The sequence below is a fragment of the Sedimentibacter sp. genome, assembly GCF_033447055.1.
GTDB lineage: Bacteria > Bacillota > Clostridia > Tissierellales > Sedimentibacteraceae > Sedimentibacter.
In genome coordinates this window covers 1-16,997 of record NZ_JAWQJF010000042.1, presented here as the reverse complement: position 1 = coordinate 16,997, position 16,997 = coordinate 1, and the positions used below count along the sequence as shown (strand labels likewise).

Annotated in this window: 14 protein-coding genes; 4 read left to right on the top strand and 10 right to left on the bottom strand. The window is 32.6% G+C overall.

What is annotated here, in order from left to right:
• Positions 1 to 86: 86 nt before the first annotated feature.
• The gene (gene malQ / locus SA378_RS02675) at positions 87 to 1,586 is read left to right on the top strand and encodes a 4-alpha-glucanotransferase (protein WP_318524448.1); all 1,500 of its coding nucleotides are present in this window, start codon (positions 87 to 89) and stop codon (positions 1,584 to 1,586) included.
• A gap of 3 nt (positions 1,587 to 1,589) precedes the next feature.
• On the opposite strand, the gene SA378_RS02670 is transcribed toward malQ, so the two are convergent.
• The 10 genes from SA378_RS02670 to SA378_RS02625 form a co-directional block, all read right to left on the bottom strand.
• Positions 1,590 to 3,362 carry a glycoside hydrolase family 13 protein gene (locus SA378_RS02670; RefSeq protein ID WP_318524447.1) on the bottom strand — a complete coding sequence of 591 codons (1,773 nt, stop codon included), beginning with the start codon at positions 3,360 to 3,362 and terminating at the stop codon, positions 1,590 to 1,592.
• Between the two features lie 24 nt (positions 3,363 to 3,386).
• Positions 3,387 to 5,819, bottom strand: coding sequence for a glycogen/starch/alpha-glucan family phosphorylase (glgP, locus tag SA378_RS02665; RefSeq protein WP_318524446.1), 2,433 nt, complete (start codon positions 5,817 to 5,819; stop codon positions 3,387 to 3,389).
• Positions 5,820 to 7,262 (bottom strand): glycogen synthase GlgA, encoded by a 1,443-nt coding sequence (gene glgA / locus SA378_RS02660; protein ID WP_318524445.1) that lies wholly within the window; start codon positions 7,260 to 7,262, stop codon positions 5,820 to 5,822.
• Positions 7,263 to 7,270: 8 nt separating this feature from the next.
• Positions 7,271 to 8,389 (bottom strand): glucose-1-phosphate adenylyltransferase subunit GlgD, encoded by a 1,119-nt coding sequence (glgD, locus tag SA378_RS02655; RefSeq protein WP_318524444.1) that lies wholly within the window; start codon positions 8,387 to 8,389, stop codon positions 7,271 to 7,273.
• A gap of 12 nt (positions 8,390 to 8,401) precedes the next feature.
• Complete coding sequence (locus SA378_RS02650) at positions 8,402 to 9,547, bottom strand: glucose-1-phosphate adenylyltransferase (protein WP_318524443.1); 1,146 nt, start codon at positions 9,545 to 9,547, stop codon at positions 8,402 to 8,404.
• Positions 9,534 to 11,456 carry a 1,4-alpha-glucan branching protein GlgB gene (gene glgB / locus SA378_RS02645; RefSeq protein WP_318524442.1) on the bottom strand — a complete coding sequence of 641 codons (1,923 nt, stop codon included), beginning with the start codon at positions 11,454 to 11,456 and terminating at the stop codon, positions 9,534 to 9,536. Before glgB ends, SA378_RS02650 begins: the two co-directional genes overlap by 14 nt.
• Positions 11,457 to 11,675: 219 nt before the next feature.
• Positions 11,676 to 12,527 carry a DUF4097 family beta strand repeat-containing protein gene (locus tag SA378_RS02640; protein ID WP_318524441.1) on the bottom strand — a complete coding sequence of 284 codons (852 nt, stop codon included), beginning with the start codon at positions 12,525 to 12,527 and terminating at the stop codon, positions 11,676 to 11,678.
• A gap of 25 nt (positions 12,528 to 12,552) precedes the next feature.
• Complete coding sequence (locus SA378_RS02635; protein ID WP_318524440.1) at positions 12,553 to 13,323, bottom strand: hypothetical protein; 771 nt, start codon at positions 13,321 to 13,323, stop codon at positions 12,553 to 12,555.
• A complete protein-coding gene (locus SA378_RS02630) occupies positions 13,316 to 14,026 on the bottom strand; it encodes an ABC transporter ATP-binding protein (protein ID WP_318524439.1) in 711 nt (236 codons plus the stop codon). The genes SA378_RS02635 and SA378_RS02630 overlap by 8 nt, the downstream gene beginning before the upstream one ends.
• Complete coding sequence (locus tag SA378_RS02625; RefSeq protein WP_318524438.1) at positions 14,019 to 14,390, bottom strand: GntR family transcriptional regulator; 372 nt, start codon at positions 14,388 to 14,390, stop codon at positions 14,019 to 14,021. Before SA378_RS02625 ends, SA378_RS02630 begins: the two co-directional genes overlap by 8 nt.
• Before the next feature lie 341 nt (positions 14,391 to 14,731).
• Here SA378_RS02625 and SA378_RS02620 point away from each other — a divergent pair, with 341 nt between their 5' ends.
• From SA378_RS02620 to SA378_RS02610, 3 genes are all read left to right on the top strand, one after another.
• On the top strand, positions 14,732 to 15,805 hold the full coding sequence (locus tag SA378_RS02620) for an alanine--glyoxylate aminotransferase family protein (RefSeq protein ID WP_318524437.1): 1,074 nt from the start codon (positions 14,732 to 14,734) through the stop codon (positions 15,803 to 15,805).
• Between the two features lie 48 nt (positions 15,806 to 15,853).
• A complete protein-coding gene (locus SA378_RS02615) occupies positions 15,854 to 16,666 on the top strand; it encodes a biotin--[acetyl-CoA-carboxylase] ligase (protein ID WP_318524436.1) in 813 nt (270 codons plus the stop codon).
• Positions 16,650 to 16,997, top strand: a 348-nt coding sequence (locus tag SA378_RS02610; RefSeq protein WP_318524435.1) for a tRNA-dihydrouridine synthase, incomplete at its 3' end; no start/stop codon positions are given. The genes SA378_RS02615 and SA378_RS02610, both read left to right, overlap by 17 nt.

Below are 16,997 nucleotides of genomic sequence, written 5' to 3'. Positions count from 1 at the left end.
GTTAAAAATTGTCAAGTAGGATGTTCTGTAAGCATTACTTATATGATATAATCATATAAGTAATTATTTTATTCATGGAGAATGATATGTTAAAAATAGGTTCGGGTATATTTCTCCCAATAAGCTCATTGCCTTCTAAATATGGCATAGGTACTTTTGGAAAGGAAGCATATGAATTTGTAAAATTATTGCATAAGTCAGGACAAAAATATTGGCAGATATTGCCCATTGGTCCTGTTTCTTACGGTGATTCTCCTTATTCATCCTTTTCTTCCTTTGCAGGAAATCCATACTTTATTGATCTGGAAATGCTTATAGAGGAAGGATTGATTTCAGAAGAAGATTGCTTTAGTTTGAATTTGGCAGATGATATTGAATATATCGATTATGAAAAGCAGTTTTACAAAAGATATGATGTGTTAAGAAAAGCGTACAAAAATGCGCCGGCTTCTTATGAAAGAAAAATCTATGATTTTAAAATAAAAAACGAGTGGGTTAATGATTATGCCTTGTTCATGGCATTGAAATATAAAAACAATCAGCTTCCGTGGTATAAATGGGATGCTGACACTGCAGGGCGAAATCGTGAAATAATAGAAAAGGCAAAATATGAACTTAAAGAAGAAATTGATTTTTGGATATTTCTTCAATTTAAATTCTACATACAATATTTTGATTTTAAAAAATATGCAGGTGAGAAAGGTGTTTCTATAATAGGAGACATTCCAATTTATGCAGCTATGGATAGTGTTGACGTATGGTGCAACTTAAATATTTTTATGTTCGATGAAAATTACAAACCATCACTGGTTGCGGGAGTTCCTCCAGACGCATTTTCTGCTGAAGGTCAGCTTTGGGGAAATCCTGTTTACAACTGGGAATATTTAAGAAAAACAAACTTCAGATGGTGGATTGAAAGAATTAAGTTTTCTTTAAATCTTTATGATGCAGTACGAATTGATCACTTCAGAGGATTTGATGAATTTTATGCAGTAGACTATGGTTCTTTAAATGCTGTGAACGGTAAATGGATGAAGGCATATGGAAGTGAACTGTTCCTTGCTGTTAAAGAGCATCTTGGAAATGTAAATGTTATTGCAGAGGATTTAGGAATAATAACAGAAAGTGTGCTAAATTTAAAGGAAAGTACCGGTTTTCCGGGAATGAAGGTTCTTCAGTTCGCTTTTGACGGCAATCCCTTGAATCCATACCTGCCTTCAAACTATGAAAATAATTGTGTTGCCTATACAGGAACCCACGACAATGATACATTGAAGGGATGGTTTGAAAAGCTTGAGAATGACAAAAAACAATTTGTTTTAAATGTTCTTGGCATAAAAGGTGATATTTTTAATGGTACAAATGATATAATGTGGGAAATAATAAAATCTATTTATTCAAGCAAGGCAAGTTTGTGCATTGTCCCTCTGCAGGATTTCCTGTGCCTGGGTTCAAGTGCAAGAATAAACACCCCTTCAACTCTCGGAAACAACTGGGCTTGGAGGGTTAGAAAAGAACTTTTGACAAACAGTCTCGCGGATAAGATCAAGGAAATAACTGTAAGCAGCAGTCGAGAAAATAAATAATCTTTATACAGAGCATAAAATCATATATTCATTGCTCTTTAAATCATATTTGTTATTCGCATATGAAGTGCCATATTCTTTCATACTTTTATTCAAACATAAAGTGATGGCATTTGGGTTCATATTTAAAGCTACAATTATTTTATTTTTTTCATTGTATCTTTCAAAAACAAATACACCTTTGTCATGTACCAGACATTTATATTTTCCTTCAGAAAATATGCTGTTATATTTACGAAATTCAGCTAAATACTTATAATGATTCATGATTTCCTGGTTTTCATTTCCCCAGGGATAGCATGTTCTGTTAAAAGGATCACTCCATCCTTCAACTCCTGCTTCATCGCCATAATAAATGCAAGGAACACCGGGAAGGGTCATCTGCAGGAGAACAGCAATTTTTAAAAGCTTTGTTCCTTCTGTTAAATTCATACATGCCATTTCTGATTTATCAAGAGGAACTTCACTGCTTCCAAGCAATGTAAGAATTCTTGCAGTATCGTGCGTACCTAAAACATTCATCAGACAATTAACAGTTTGAGGAGGATATTTTTCAATTATCATGTTCATTGTTTCATACAGTTCGCTGCAGTCCTTATTTTTCACATAATTTATAATGGCGTCTCTTAAGGGATAATTTGTAACTGAATCCAGCTGTTTGCCGCAGAAATATTCTTTTAGCTTGCTGTAAGCAAATTTATTTGAAGCGTCTTCCCAAACTTCACCAACTATGTATGCTTCCTTGTCTATGCCTTTTATTGCACTTCTGAGATTATTTAAGAATTCATTGGGCAATTCATCAGCTACGTCTAAGCGCCATCCTTTAACGCCGATTTTCTGCCAGTGTTTTAAAACACCATTTTCGCCAGCTATAAAGTTGATATAACTTTTGCTTGATTTATTTATTGCAGGTAATGTTTTAATATTCCACCAGCATACATAGTCATCATTCCATTTGTTGAACATGTACCAGTCATAGTAGGGGGATTCTTTGCTTTGGAATGCACCTGTAGAATTGTAATGGCCGTCTTTGTTAAAGTAGATGCTGTCAGTTCCAGTGTGGTTGAATACGCCGTCAAGTATTACAGAAATACCGAGGCTTTCTGCTTCTGAACACAGTCCGGACAAAATATTTTCAGAACCAAACATGGGATCCACAGAAGAATAATCTCCTGTATCGTACTTGTGGTTTGAATAAGCTTCAAATATGGGGGAAAGGTATATTGCTGTAACTCCAAGGCTTGAAAGGTAAGGAAGTTTTTCTGTGATTCCGTCTAAGTTTCCACCGAAAAAATCATTATTTATAATTTTCCCATTTTCATCAGGCAAATAGTGGGGAATTCCGCCCCAATCATTTCTTATTTCAATGTCGCCGTCTTTATGCAATGTTTTCTTTTTATAAAATCGGTCAACAAAAATATGATATATTATTCCACCTTTAATCCAATGGGGCGTGGAATAATCTACATCATATATTAAAAGCTCATAAAGTTTTGAACAATTATTTTCATCAAAAATAAAGGAATAATAATAATGACCATATTCCTTTATTGAAATAACACCCTTGTATAAATCATAATTTTTTTTTGCACCAATCCATTCCATGTTGATGCTTTTGTAGAGTATTTTGTCATAGTCATGTCTTTTTTCTATTAATATTTTTGGACTGCAATGTAAATTGCGTTTTACATATATTTTAAATGTAATTTCACAATTTGTTTTAATTCCGCCCTGAGGAAATCTAAAAAATTCTGATTGGCTATCAAATATATACATAAAAACGTCCTTATAATAGTATTATTAATTTTTAATTGCCTGTAAGTTCCATATTTTGCCGGCATATTCGCTTATAGTTCTGTCGGAGGAAAATACTCCTGCAGAAGCAATGTTTATTAACGACATTTGATTCCACTTTCTTTTATCATTGAAATATAAATGAGAAGCTCGTTCATGAACTTCCATGTAGCTGTCAAAATCAGCAAAGCACATATATGGATCTCCCACAGAAGATCCTCCAATTAAGTATTTGGAAATAGATTCAAAGGACTTTCCGTTTATTCCCTTGTTTAAAAAATCTAATATTTTTCGAAGCTTTGCATTTTTTTGATAATATTGTATGGAGGAATAACCTTGTTTCCACAAATTTTCAACTTCATAGTCCCTCATTCCGAATAAAAAGAAATTTTCTTCTCCTACTTCTTCTATAATTTCTACATTGGCACCATCGTAAGTGCCTATTGTAAGAGAACCGTTTATCATGAACTTCATGTTTCCTGTTCCACTTGCTTCCTTGCCTGCCAAAGATATTTGCTCGCTTATTTCTCCTGCGGGAATAATTAATTCTGCTAAACTTACAGAATAGTTCTCCAAAAATACAACATTAATATATTTTTTTATAAAAGTATTTTTGTTGATATAATCGCTTAAAGCAAATATCAGCTGTATTATTTCCTTTGCCCTGAAGTAACCGGGAGCGGCTTTTGCAGCAAATATGAAAGTTTCCGGCACAATATTTTCAGCTTTTCCTTCATTAATATCAATAATGATGCTTATTATTCTCATCGCATTTAAAAGCTGCCTTTTGTATTCATGCATTCTTTTCGCCTGAATGTCAAATATGGAGTCCACATTCAAATTAATGTGATTGATTTTATTCACATATTCAGCAAGCCTTTTTTTATTGCTGTATTTTATTTCTTCTAATTTTGTAAGCACGGTGTCGTCATTTTTATAATTTTTAAGATAACTCAGCTTTTCAGGGTTCAAGTAGTATCCAGGTCCAACCAAGTCATCTAATAATTCCTTTAACATGGGATTTGCCTGATTGACCCATCGTCTGTGAGTAATTCCGTTTGTAACATTAATAAATTTGTTTGGGCTATATTCATAAAAAGGCTTAAACACAGTTTTTTTCAGTATGTCTGTATGAAGCTTTGCAACTCCATTAACACAATGGCTTCCCATGATGCACAAATTCGCCATGTTTATTTTTCCAAAGCCAAAAATGGACATTATAACTGCTTTGTTCCAGTCGCCGTTATATTTAACATTTGCTTGTTCTAAAAAGCGCCTGTTTATTTCTTGTATAATCATATAAATTCGCGGAAGTTTTGCTTTTACTATATTTTCATCAAATGTTTCCAAAGCTTCAGACAGTACAGTATGATTTGTGTAGGAAACAGTGTTGATAACTAAATCCCATGCTTTTTCCCAGGAGTAATTGTAATCGTCCATGAAAATGCGCATTAACTCAGGTATTATCAAAGCAGGGTGAGTATCATTAATATGAATTGCAACTTTATCGCTGAAATTGTCAAGAGTGCCGTAAATTTTCATATGATATTTTACGATATTTTGAGCTGAAGAAGACACAAGAAAATATTGCTGCTTCAGCCTTAATATTTTGCCTTCATGATGATTATCAGTTGGATATAAAACTTTTGAAATTGCTTCTCCCAGTGAGTCCTCTGCTAATGCTCTTAAATAATCACCTTGAGAAAACAAGTTCATGTCTATACTGTTCAAGCTTCTTGATTCCCAAAGCCTCAATAGGCTCACTCCATTGCTTTCATATCCGGATATCATCATGTCATAAGGTATTGCTTCAATTAATGTAGGATAGTCATGATGTATTTTTAAACCCTTATCAGTCCATTCTTCTCTGATTTTCCCGTCAAATTTTACAATAACTCGTTCTTCTGTTCTTGGTATAAGCCAGACATCAGAAGTTGTAAGCCAATCATCAGGAAGTTCTGTCTGCCATCCATCTATGATTTTTTGCTTAAAAAGTCCAAATTCATATTTTATTGAAAATCCTACAGCAGGGTAATTTTGAGTTGCAAGAGAGTCCATAAAACAGGCAGCCAGCCTCCCAAGACCTCCATTTCCAAGTCCCGGGTCTTTTTCTATTGTGTACAGATCTTCTAAATTAACATTATATTTTTCTAATGCTTTCGAAACAATCTGCTCTATATTCAAATTGTATAAATTATTTTTCAAAGATTTGCCTGTAAGAAATTCCATGCACATGTAATATACTCGTTTTTGTTCATTTTTGCTTTCTTGCTTAATGAATTTGTTGCGCTTTTTAAGAAGCATATCTCTTATTACAATACACAGGGCTCTGTAAATTTGATTTGAATTAGCACTATTAGGTTCTGTATTCCAATAACGGGAAATTTCTCCATCAATTAGATCGTTGATGAGTTTTACGTCAATATTTGATTCCCACATTTATTTTTCTCCTTGGTTTAATAAGCTTTGAAACATATCGTAATATTTCTCTGCTGACTTGTTCCAGCTAAAATCGATTGACATTACCGTTTCAACAAGTTTTTCCCAATCCTCTTTGTTGTTGTATACTTTTAAAGCTCTTTTAATAGTATTTGCCAGTACTTTTGGCTTTTGTTCATAAAATGTGAAGCCGTTGCCGGAGCCAAGACTGCAATCATGTATTGAATCCTTCAATCCACCTGTTTCACGGACTATGGGAACTGTACCGTACCTGGAAGCAATCATTTGAGCTATTCCGCAAGGTTCACTTATGGAAGGCATAAGCAAAAAGTCAGAACCTGCATATATTTTTCTTGCAAGGTCAGAGTTAAAGTCTATTCTTGCTGCAACTTTTTCGTGATATCTGTTCTGCAGAGATTTGAAATAAAGCTCATAACCATGGTCGCCCTTACCAAGAATTATAAATTGCACTTTTTCTTTTAAAACTTCCTCAATATCATTTATTATCAGGTCAAAGCCTTTATGCTTAACGAGCCTTGATATTATTCCAACAACAGGAATATTTTCATCCTGAGGAAGACCTGCCAATGACTGAAGGTCCAATTTGTTTATTGTTTTATTCTTTAAATTATCCTTGCTGTAGTTTTCAAACAATGCGTTATCATTTTCCGGGTTATAAAAATCTGTGTCAATTCCATTTAATATACCTCTTAATTTTAAACTATTTCTTTTAATAATCAAAGCAAGACCATGAGCATAATAATCATCAAGTATTTCATTTGAATAGCTTTCACTTACTGTGCTTATAATATCACTTGTTTCCAATGCACCTTTTAGCAAGTTTATTGACCCATTGTATTCAATTATTGATTTTTCTTTTCCATGCAAATCAAAAATATCTTCAGCAATAGTTAAGTCATATATACCTTGGTACTCAATGTTATGAATGGTAATTATTGTTTTGATGCTGCTGTATCCTTTGGAGTTGCTATACTTAGTTTTCAAATAAATCGGAACCAATGATGTCTGCCAGTCGTTGGCATGTATTATGTCAGGCATAAAATCAATCATATTCAATATATGTAAAATTGATTTTGAGAAAAATGCAAATCTTTCTCCATCATCAAAATGTCCATAGCAATCACTTCTGTTAAAATAGTATTCATTATCAATAAAATAATATGTAATATTATCAAGTCTTTTTTTGAATACTCCACAGTATTGCTGCCTCCACGCAAGTGGAACAGAAGTTTTTCCTATGAATTCAAAATTATTTCTGTCATATATTCCTTGGTACAAAGGTAATATTACTCTTATATCTATTTTATTTTTATATTTTTCTGCCAAAGTTTTTGGAAGCGAACCTGCAACTTCTCCAAGACCTCCCGTAGCAATAAAAGGAGCAGCTTCGGAAGCCGCATACAATACTTTCATAGCACTCATAATACCTCCTATACAATTGAATGGTTTTTAATAAAAAATGGACAATTAGAGTATCCCAACAGTACACGATCATTATTAACATAAGCGTATGTATCTGTTACAATTGAATTTAGTTGTGCATTTTCGCCGATTGTACCATGAGGCATAATAATGGAATTTTTAATAACAGCATTTTTTCCTACTTTTACTCCTCTAAAAACAATGGAGTTTTCAACTGTTCCTTCAATTATACAACCGCTGGCTATCAGTGAATTTTTTACATTGGCATCTTTACTATATTTCGTAGGAGCAGAGTCTTTTGTCTTTGTGTATATGGGACCTGTTTTTGCGTAAAAAAGACTTTGCTGTTTTTCTATGTTTAAAAGTTCCATACTGTTGTCGTAATAGCTTTGCAGCGAATCAATATGTGCATAGAAACCATTATATTCATAACCAAAAATCCTTAAGGAATGAACTTTTGCTGCTAAAACGTCACAGCTGAAATCTTTATAATTACGTGCAATGGCATCATATATGATAGATTCCAAAAAGTCCTTATTCATAACCCATGAGTTTAAACCAACGTTATGTGATCCTTGTGTAATAGGATAAACCAAAATGTCGTCAGCACGTCCCTCTTCATCAAATTCATACAAAATTTTATGAATGGAACTGTTCTTTTCCAGGGTTGCTTTTGTATATATAGCTGTTATATCAGAATTTTTTGATTCATGATAACTTATTACTTTGTTATAATCAATATTGCAAATCATATCGCAATCTGACAAAACAACATACTTTTCCTTAGAAGATGAAATATAATCCAATACCCTTTTTAAAGCATCAAGTCTTCCTTTAAAAAGACCGTGGTTTTCTCCGACAGCATATGGAGGAAATATGAGTATTCCACCTTTTTTTCTCGATAAATCCCAGTCTTTTCCAGAGCCTACGTGTTCCATTAAAGAACGATAGTTGCTTTTTGTTATGATACAAATTTTATTCATTCCTGAATTTACCATATTAGAAAGAGGAAAATCTATGAGCCTGTATCTTCCACCAAATGGTATCGCTGCAACAGAACGATGAGAAGCAAGTTCTGTCATACTCCAATCCTGCATATCTGAAAATATAATTCCTAAAGCATTCATTTTATCTCTCCCCTACATGTTATTAATGATGCTTGCGCGTGGTATTACAGTAATTCCGTAGTTCTGCTCCCTTGGAGTTCCAATTTTAAGATTAGATCCAATTTTAACCATCTCATCAATTATTGAATAATACACGGCAGAATTTTCTTTAATTTCAACATCTGCCATTATAACCGAATCTTTTACAATTGCATTTTCACTTACTTTTACACCAGAAAATATAATAGAATTTTCAACAGTTCCTAAAATTACTGCTCCTTCTGAAACAATAGAGTTTTTAACCAGAGCGTTTTTGCTTATGTAATGAGGTGGTCTTTCTGCGTGCCTTGAATATATTACCCAGTCACCGGTTAAATCAAAACCATTGCTGCCAAGCAAATCCATATTAGCTTGCCAGAGCGAATCTATTGTTCCAACATCCTTCCAATATCCTTTAAATTCATACGAGTACATAATTTCATTTCTTTTAAGCATTGAAGGTATTACATCTTTACCGAAGTCTTTTGAAGAATCGGGATTTCTATTATCAATTTCAAGATATTCTTTAAGTTTTTTCCATGTAAATACGTAAATTCCCATAGATGCATGAGTACTTTTAGGTTTTTTTGGTTTTTCTTCAAACTCTGTTATTCTGCCTGTAGCATCTGAACTTAAAATTCCGAAACGTGATGCTTCTTTTAAAGGAACGTCTATAACAGATATTGTACAATCTGCATTTTTTTCCTTGTGGTAATTAATCATTAAAGAATAATCCATTTTATAAATATGGTCTCCAGATAGAACCAATACGAATTCCGGATCATATTGATCAATGAAATCTATGTTTTGATAAATTGAATTTGCTGTGCCGGAGTACCATTCAGAGTCTCCAACCCTTTGATAAGGAGGAAGTATTTGAATACCACCATTCATTCTGTCCAAATCCCATGACTTTCCATCGCCTATGTAAGAATTCAATATTAATGGCTGATACTGAGTCAAAACACCAATTGTGTCAAGATGTGAGTTTACACAGTTAGAAAGCGCAAAGTCAATAATTCTATACTTGCCCCCGAATGGTACAGATGGCTTTGCGATTTTAGTAGTGAGTGCTCCAAGCCTGCTGCCTTGCCCGCCGGCAAGCAGCATTACCACACATTCTTTTTTAGTTAATTTCATATATTTTACCTCCCATTTTGTTCATATTATACTTTTTATCTTTTTTAAAAAAAATAACCGAAAGAGGCGGTACCGTCAAAGATATGAATGAATCATACCCGTGAATATTTCCAGTTGATGAAATAATTTTTCCATTGTTGCCGGTTCCTGTTCCACCGTATTCTTCAGCGTTGGAATTGAAAATTTCTGTATAAATGCCATTGTCGGCTCCTATTAAATAATCGTGCCTTTCCACAGGAGAAAAATTTAAAACTGCAATTAACTCATCTTCTTGTTTATTCATTCTTTTGAATGCAATAATATTTTGTTCGAAATCATTGTTTGAAATCCACTTGAAACCTTCCCATGAATAATCAATTTCCCACAATTCCGAACAAGTTAAATAAAATTCATTCAAACTTTTAATATATATGTTCAATTTTTTGTGATATTCATACTCATTTAAAAACCATTCAACTTCTTTATTGAAGTCCCATTCTGTAAACTGACCTGTTTCATACCCCATAAAGTTTAATTTTTTTCCTGGATGAGCCATCATGAACCCAAGAAGAACTCTCACATTTGCAAATTTTTCTTCATATGGTCCGGGCATTTTGTTTAAAATTGATTTTTTACCGTGGACAACTTCATCATGCGATAAAGGAAGTATAAAATTTTCACTGAAAGCATAATGCAGGGAAAAAGTAATGTTTTCGTGTTTGTATTTTCTGAAAAAAGGATCAGTTTCCATATAGTCAAGAATATCGTTCATCCAACCCATATTCCATTTAAAATTAAAGCCTAGCCCACCTAAGTAAACAGGCTTTGTAACCATGGGCCATGCAGTGGATTCTTCGGCAATCATCATGGTATTTGGATATAGCTTAAAAACTGTTTCGTTTAATTTTTTTAAAAATTCTATTGCTTCAAGATTTTCATTTCCTCCGTAAATATTAGGAGTCCACTCACCTTGTTTTTTATCATAGTCTAAATAAAGCATGGAACTTACCGCATCAACTCTCAAGCCGTCTGCATGGTATATTTCCAACCAAAATATTGCGTTGGAAATTAAAAATGATTGAACTTCAGGTTTTCCGTAATTAAATTTGTGGGTGCCCCAACTTATATTTTCTCTCTTTTCTATGTCGTCATATTCATAGAGACAGTTTCCGTCAAATTTGTATAAGCCGTGTGCATCTTTTGGAAAATGAGCAGGAACCCAGTCCAGCAATACACCTATGCCGTTTAAATGGCATTCATCTATTAAATATTTTAAGTCATCAGGTTCCCCAAAGCGCTTTGTAGGAGCATAATAGCCTGAAACTTGATATCCCCAGGAGCCGTCAAAAGGGTGTTCCATAATGGGCATTAATTCAATATGGGTAAAGTTGTGTTCTTTCGCATGAGATATTAACATAGGAGCAATTTCTCTGTATGTATATAATTCTCCATTTGGTTTTCGCTTCCAGGAGGAAAGATTCATTTCATATATATTGATGGGAAGTTGGTATAAATTAATCGATTTTTTATAGTTTTGCCAATTTTTATCGCGCCAGTTGTAACAGCTTATATTATGAACAATGGAAGCAGTTTCGTCCTTTGTTTGAGAAGAAAAAGCAAAAGGATCCGACTTATACAATTCTCTTCCGTCGTTTGCAGTTATTAAATATTTATATAATTCACCATGCGTTATCCCAGGGATGAATAATTCCCATATACCACTTTGAGCAAGCTTTTTCATTTGGAAGCTTTCATTTTTTTGCCAAGAGTTAAAATTTCCTACAACATGTACATATTTTGCTTTCGGTGCCCAAACTCTGAATAAAGTACCTTGCTTTTCTTTTAAAATATGCGAACCAAGAAAGTTATATGAATAATAGTTTGTACCTTGATTAAACAGATATATGGGCAGTTCGTTTTCGTTTTTCATAACACTCTCCGATACTTTAATTATTATAGTATATTTGCAAGGTGTAAAAAATACATGAAAATTATGTAAATTATATAATTAATTATACAATAGAAGATTGATTTTATAAAGGTAATTTTTTCATTCATACTTATTATACCACTGTATTGAAGAAACAAAACATCAAAATACAATAAAAAAGATGCACGAGTGCATCTTTAACAATTATAAAAGAATATTTTAGTTGAAATCGATACTGCCAACACCTGTTTCAAGAGCTATTTTTGTTTTACCTTCTCCCTTTGTTTCAACTTTTTCATCTTTCATAAATTCGTTGATAACTGTTTTATAGCTTGAATTTTCAGGAAGAGACATTTTAATGCTGCCAACGCTGGTTTTAGCAGTTACAGCTTTAGCGTTTGTTATATCTGATAAGGACAATTTAATATCTCCGGTGTTAGTAAAAAATTCTGATTTTTCTGTAGCTGTGGATTCGTTTAAAACAATATCGCCCACATCTGTTTTTAAGTTATAAAATCCTGTTGAATTTTCAATATTTATTTTGCTTACATTGCATACAGCTTCAAATTTTCCGTTAATATTTTTAATGTTAATATTTCCCACATTTAAAGAAATAATTATATTTTCAATATTTGAAGGAATAGAAATGTTTAGTTCTGTTTCAATTCTGTCATTATCAATTAATCTGCCTTGATTTGAAGTGTCTATGACTATTGAATTAAATTGCTTTTCAGCTGTGTAAGTGAAGTCTTCAATTAATTGTTCAGCTTTTTCTTTAGAGTTTGAATTTGACGCAATATTAATATTTATAATTGCATCTTCAGATTCATGAGTTGTAATATTTATATCACCTACTGCACTTTTAATATTTAATGTTTTTAAGCCTACAGCATTAATAGTTTGAGATTCTTGTTTTTCTGCTTTTTCTTTCCCCACCGTGTCAATTATTGTTTCAGTAATTTTGTCTGAAACTTCCTTTACAGCATCTTCATTAACTTTAAAGTTTGAAGTGCACCCTGATAATGACATAATAGCAATAATTGTTATTAGTATATTTGCTGTTTTTTTCATAATTTCACCCCTTTTTTACATATAATTATAAATTGATTTTCTTTTCCAAAAGATAACCTGAACAAATAGTTAATAATATGCTTTGAATTATTGATACTGCAATCATAGGGAACAAAATAACCACTAATTCAGAAGCTGAAACATTGTTTAAATTCGCATAAGAGTCATAATAAGGAGATAAAACTGAGAATAACTTGCCTGATGTGTAAGATATAATCCAGTTTAGTCCGATGAAAATTATGAAGCTTAACAAACCTCCAAATTTATTTTCAGAAAATATGCTTTTTCTTATGGTCATTGCTGTATAAGCTGTAATTATAAAACCTATTATAAAAACAAGAGCAGCAAATAATAATACAAACACATGACCGAGATTAAATCCCAAACTTCCTGAAAGCAGCATATTGATTGCACGAATCACTTCATCAAAGTTAATATAATCACCGGCAACATAAATAATGTAAGCTCCATTTAACAATATGAACACAAAATATAAAAGTATAATTGCCAATCCTTCAAATACAGCTGTAATAAGCTTTGATACAATAATTTTATATCCGCTGTTAGGTGTCATAAAAAGCATATATCCTGATTTCTTATTTAAATCGTCACCGTACATTCTTATTATGTCACTGACATATAGTATTGACAAAATAAAGGGAAAAAATACCAAAAATATTGAACTTCCTGAAACTCCTCTTGTTATTAAAAATAAATTGATAATTAATGCTGAAACAACAGTCATTAAAATTAATTTGTATTTTCTTAAAAATTCATACTTTATTAAATTAAACATTTTTGTAAACCTCCTTGTATAAACCTTCAATAGATGTGACGTGAGACTGCCTTAGCTCCTCTGCTTCACCGAAGAGCTCAATTTTGCCATCCCTGAGGAATATTACAGAATCAAGTATTGTTTCGATTTCACTCACTAAATGTGTTGAAATAATAAAAGATTTTTTCTCATCATAACATTTAGTTATCAATTCCATGATTGTATCTCTTGACAATACGTCCACCCCATTTAAAGGCTCATCCAGCATATAAATATCAACATCTCTTGATAAAGCCAGTGCAACTTTCAATTTACCGGTTAACCCTGATGAAAGCTTTGAAATTTTAAATTCGGGATCAACTTTAATATCATTCAGTATCTTATAAGCATAATCTGCTCTAAAGTCATCATACATGTCAGCGTAAAACTTTACAGCATGTTTAACTTTGAAAGAATCGTACAAGAAATTTTCAGTGGGCATATATGATATACTGGATTTTGATTCATATGATAAAGGATTGTTGTTTATGAAAACTTCTCCTGATGTTTGTTTATGAAGACCCATGATTATTTTCATAAGAGTTGTTTTTCCGCTTCCGTTAGGGCCTAACAATCCATAGATTTTTCCTCGCTCAAAAGTTATACTGATATCTTCAAGTGCAATTTTGTTGTAATATTTTTTTGTTAAATTCTCGATTTTTAATATTTCGTTCAAATTACTCATTCCCTTCCATTATATTATTTTCCATCTCAATAAGTTTAATCATATCTTCCTTTGAATAACCAATTTGTTTCATGCCTATGATAAAGCTGTCTATTTGTTTTCTTGCCATTTCATATCTTAAACTGCCAATTCGCTCTGATGATTCAGTTATGAACGTACCTAGACCACGTTTTGTAAATAAAATCTCTTCCATTTCCATCTCCTTATAAACCCTTGCTACTGTATTGAAATTTATACCAAGCTCATTGGAATACTCTCTTGATGAAAGCATTTTATCGCCGGGCTTCAACTTACCTGTTATAATGTCTTGTTTAATTTTTTCTATCACCTGCAAATATATAGGTATGTTATTGTTAAATTGCATTTATGCACCTCCTTATCATTAATTGCGTACTAGTATCATAGTCAAATAGTACACTAATACAACGACAATGTCAATAGATAATTTGTTAACGATAAGAAAGAATGATTGTGCCAGTTTTGTAACATTTTACTGGGAAATTAATCTTGACACACAAAATATAAAAGTATATACTTCATACAAATATTTTGTAGTAAGTAGTAAGTTGGTGTTGCAATAGCTCTCATCTCTGAAGAGATGAGAGGTTTTTTGTATGTCCTAACCCCATTTTTAGAGTGATTTCTAAATAATGATAATGACTAATTTTTTATATAAATATATATTTTTTAAAATTGGAGGATTATATGCACAAAAAATTATTTATTCCAGGACCAATAGAGGTAAAACAAGACGTTTTAGAAAAAATGTCAACTCCTATGATTGGTCACAGGAGCAAGGAAGCTTCTAAGCTTCAAAGAGATATATCAGATAAGTTAAGAAAACTTTTTTATACAGAAAATGAAATTTTGTTGTCTACATCCTCTGGCAGCGGATTGATGGAAGCAGCAGTAAGGTGCTGCACAAAGGAAAGGGCTGCAATATTTTCAATAGGTTCATTTGGGGACAGATGGCATGAAATGGCTGTTTCAAACGGAGTAGAGGCTGATTTGTTTTCTTCAGAACCAGGAAGCATAACAACATCTCAAATGGTTGAAGAGGCATTATCAACAGGTAAATATGATTTAATCACAATAACCCACAATGAAACTTCCACAGGAGTGATGAATCCCATTGAGGAAATAAGCAAAGTGGTTAAAAATTATCCTGATGTTATATTTTGTGTTGATACGGTAAGTTCTGCAGGTGGTGTAAAAATAGAAGTTGACAAACTTGGAATAGACATATGCATAACTTCATCACAAAAAGCACTAGGACTCCCTCCTGGACTTTCAATTTGTACAATATCAGAAAGGTCTGTGGAGAAAGCAAGAACAGTAAAAAATAGGGGACTTTATTTTGATTTGGTACAGCTGTATGATACAGTCAAGAAAAAGGATTATCAGTATCCGTCAACTCCTAACTTATCCATTATGTTTGCCCTTGACTATCAATTGGATTTAATAATGAAAGAGGGATTGGACAACAGGTTCAAAAGACATCTTGAAATGGCTGAATATACAAGAGCATGGGCAAAGAAGAATTTTGAATTGTTTCCTGATGAAAAACATGCTTCGGTGACTTTAACAACCGTTAAAAACACAAGACAAATAAGCGTTAAGGACTTAAATTCTGAACTTGGTAAAAGAGGCTTTGCAATTTCTAACGGATATGGCGGTTTAAAAGAGAAAACGTTCAGGATTGCTCACATGGCAGATTTAACACTAGAAGACGTAAAAGAGCTGTTATCAACAATTGAAGATATATTAACCATTTCTTGACGAATACTGTTTTTTAGAGTAAGATATTCAAGGAGAATGGGAGATTTTATGTACGATTTTAACAGTATTAATGATTACTTGAATACAAAAATAATAGGTCAGACTATCATTCAATATGATAATCTGACATCTACTTATGCAAAGGATAAAAATATATTTAACACATGTCCGGACGGAACAGTTGTGCTGTCTGAAAATCAATCTAAATGCACCGTGAGGTTTGGAAATAAATGGATATGTCGAGAAGATAAAAACATTTATTTAAGTATAATTTTAAAGCCTATTGGTAAAAATCTCATGATATCGAAATTTGATGTTATTGGATGTTCTTCTGTTTGTGAAGCTGTTGCGGATACTTGCAATGTTGAATGTAAAATAAAATGGCCTAATGACGTTATGATTAACAACAATAAAATTTCATCTGTAAGCTGCGATTTTGTAGGCAAAAGCGATGATCCATCAGGAGTAATTATATCCATGGTCGTAAATGCAAACATGGGAACAGATGAAATAGATAAAATAAATGAGGAAATAAAGAATTCATCAACATCGTTAAAAATTGAAACAGGAACAGATGTTCACAGAGAATTGATTATTGGACATATTTTGAATAATGTTGAGAAACACTATGATGAGTTTATGAAGCAAGGTACGATAATCAGTGCTGTGAGTTCATGCATACATAATTCAGCAATTGTAAATAAAACTATTTCTGTAATGAAACGAGGCAAAAAAACAGTAAGAAAGCTATATGCCAAAAGCATCGATGGCGAAGGTCGCCTTGTTGTTGCAGATGAAAAAGAGAATGAAGAAATATTAAGTCCGGGAGAAACAATTATTATATATGAAGGAAAAGCTTAAAGTTGGCAGCATTGAATTAAATACGAATGTTGTGCTTGCACCAATGGCAGGTGTTACTGACTTAACTTACAGAACAATATGTAAGGAAATGGGAGTAGGACTTGTATATACTGAAATGGTAAGTGCCAAAGGATTGTATTATAAAGATGCAAAAACCGAGCAGTTGATGAAAATTAATGAAAAAAATAAACCTGTATCTCTTCAGATTTTTGGTAGCGACCCGGACATTATGTCATTTGTTGTAGAAAATTACATAAATCAAAGAAAAGATATAGACATTATAGATATAAACATGGGCTGCCCTGCACCTAAAATTGTCAAAAATGGTGAT

What these genes read in the sequence shown, in the direction of transcription:
- malQ (WP_318524448.1), top strand. Translation starts at nt 87, where the DNA reads ATGTTAAAAATAGGTTCGGGTATATTTCTCCCAATAAGCTCATTGCCT.
- SA378_RS02670 (WP_318524447.1), bottom strand. Translation starts at nt 3,362, where the DNA reads ATGTATATATTTGATAGCCAATCAGAATTTTTTAGATTTCCTCAGGGC.
- glgP (WP_318524446.1), bottom strand. Translation starts at nt 5,819, where the DNA reads ATGTGGGAATCAAATATTGACGTAAAACTCATCAACGATCTAATTGAT.
- glgA (WP_318524445.1), bottom strand. Translation starts at nt 7,262, where the DNA reads ATGAGTGCTATGAAAGTATTGTATGCGGCTTCCGAAGCTGCTCCTTTT.
- glgD (WP_318524444.1), bottom strand. Translation starts at nt 8,389, where the DNA reads ATGAATGCTTTAGGAATTATATTTTCAGATATGCAGGATTGGAGTATG.
- SA378_RS02650 (WP_318524443.1), bottom strand. Translation starts at nt 9,547, where the DNA reads ATGAAATTAACTAAAAAAGAATGTGTGGTAATGCTGCTTGCCGGCGGG.
- glgB (WP_318524442.1), bottom strand. Translation starts at nt 11,456, where the DNA reads ATGAAAAACGAAAACGAACTGCCCATATATCTGTTTAATCAAGGTACA.
- SA378_RS02640 (WP_318524441.1), bottom strand. Translation starts at nt 12,527, where the DNA reads ATGAAAAAAACAGCAAATATACTAATAACAATTATTGCTATTATGTCA.
- SA378_RS02635 (WP_318524440.1), bottom strand. Translation starts at nt 13,323, where the DNA reads ATGTTTAATTTAATAAAGTATGAATTTTTAAGAAAATACAAATTAATT.
- SA378_RS02630 (WP_318524439.1), bottom strand. Translation starts at nt 14,026, where the DNA reads ATGAGTAATTTGAACGAAATATTAAAAATCGAGAATTTAACAAAAAAA.
- SA378_RS02625 (WP_318524438.1), bottom strand. Translation starts at nt 14,390, where the DNA reads ATGCAATTTAACAATAACATACCTATATATTTGCAGGTGATAGAAAAA.
- SA378_RS02620 (WP_318524437.1), top strand. Translation starts at nt 14,732, where the DNA reads ATGCACAAAAAATTATTTATTCCAGGACCAATAGAGGTAAAACAAGAC.
- SA378_RS02615 (WP_318524436.1), top strand. Translation starts at nt 15,854, where the DNA reads ATGTACGATTTTAACAGTATTAATGATTACTTGAATACAAAAATAATA.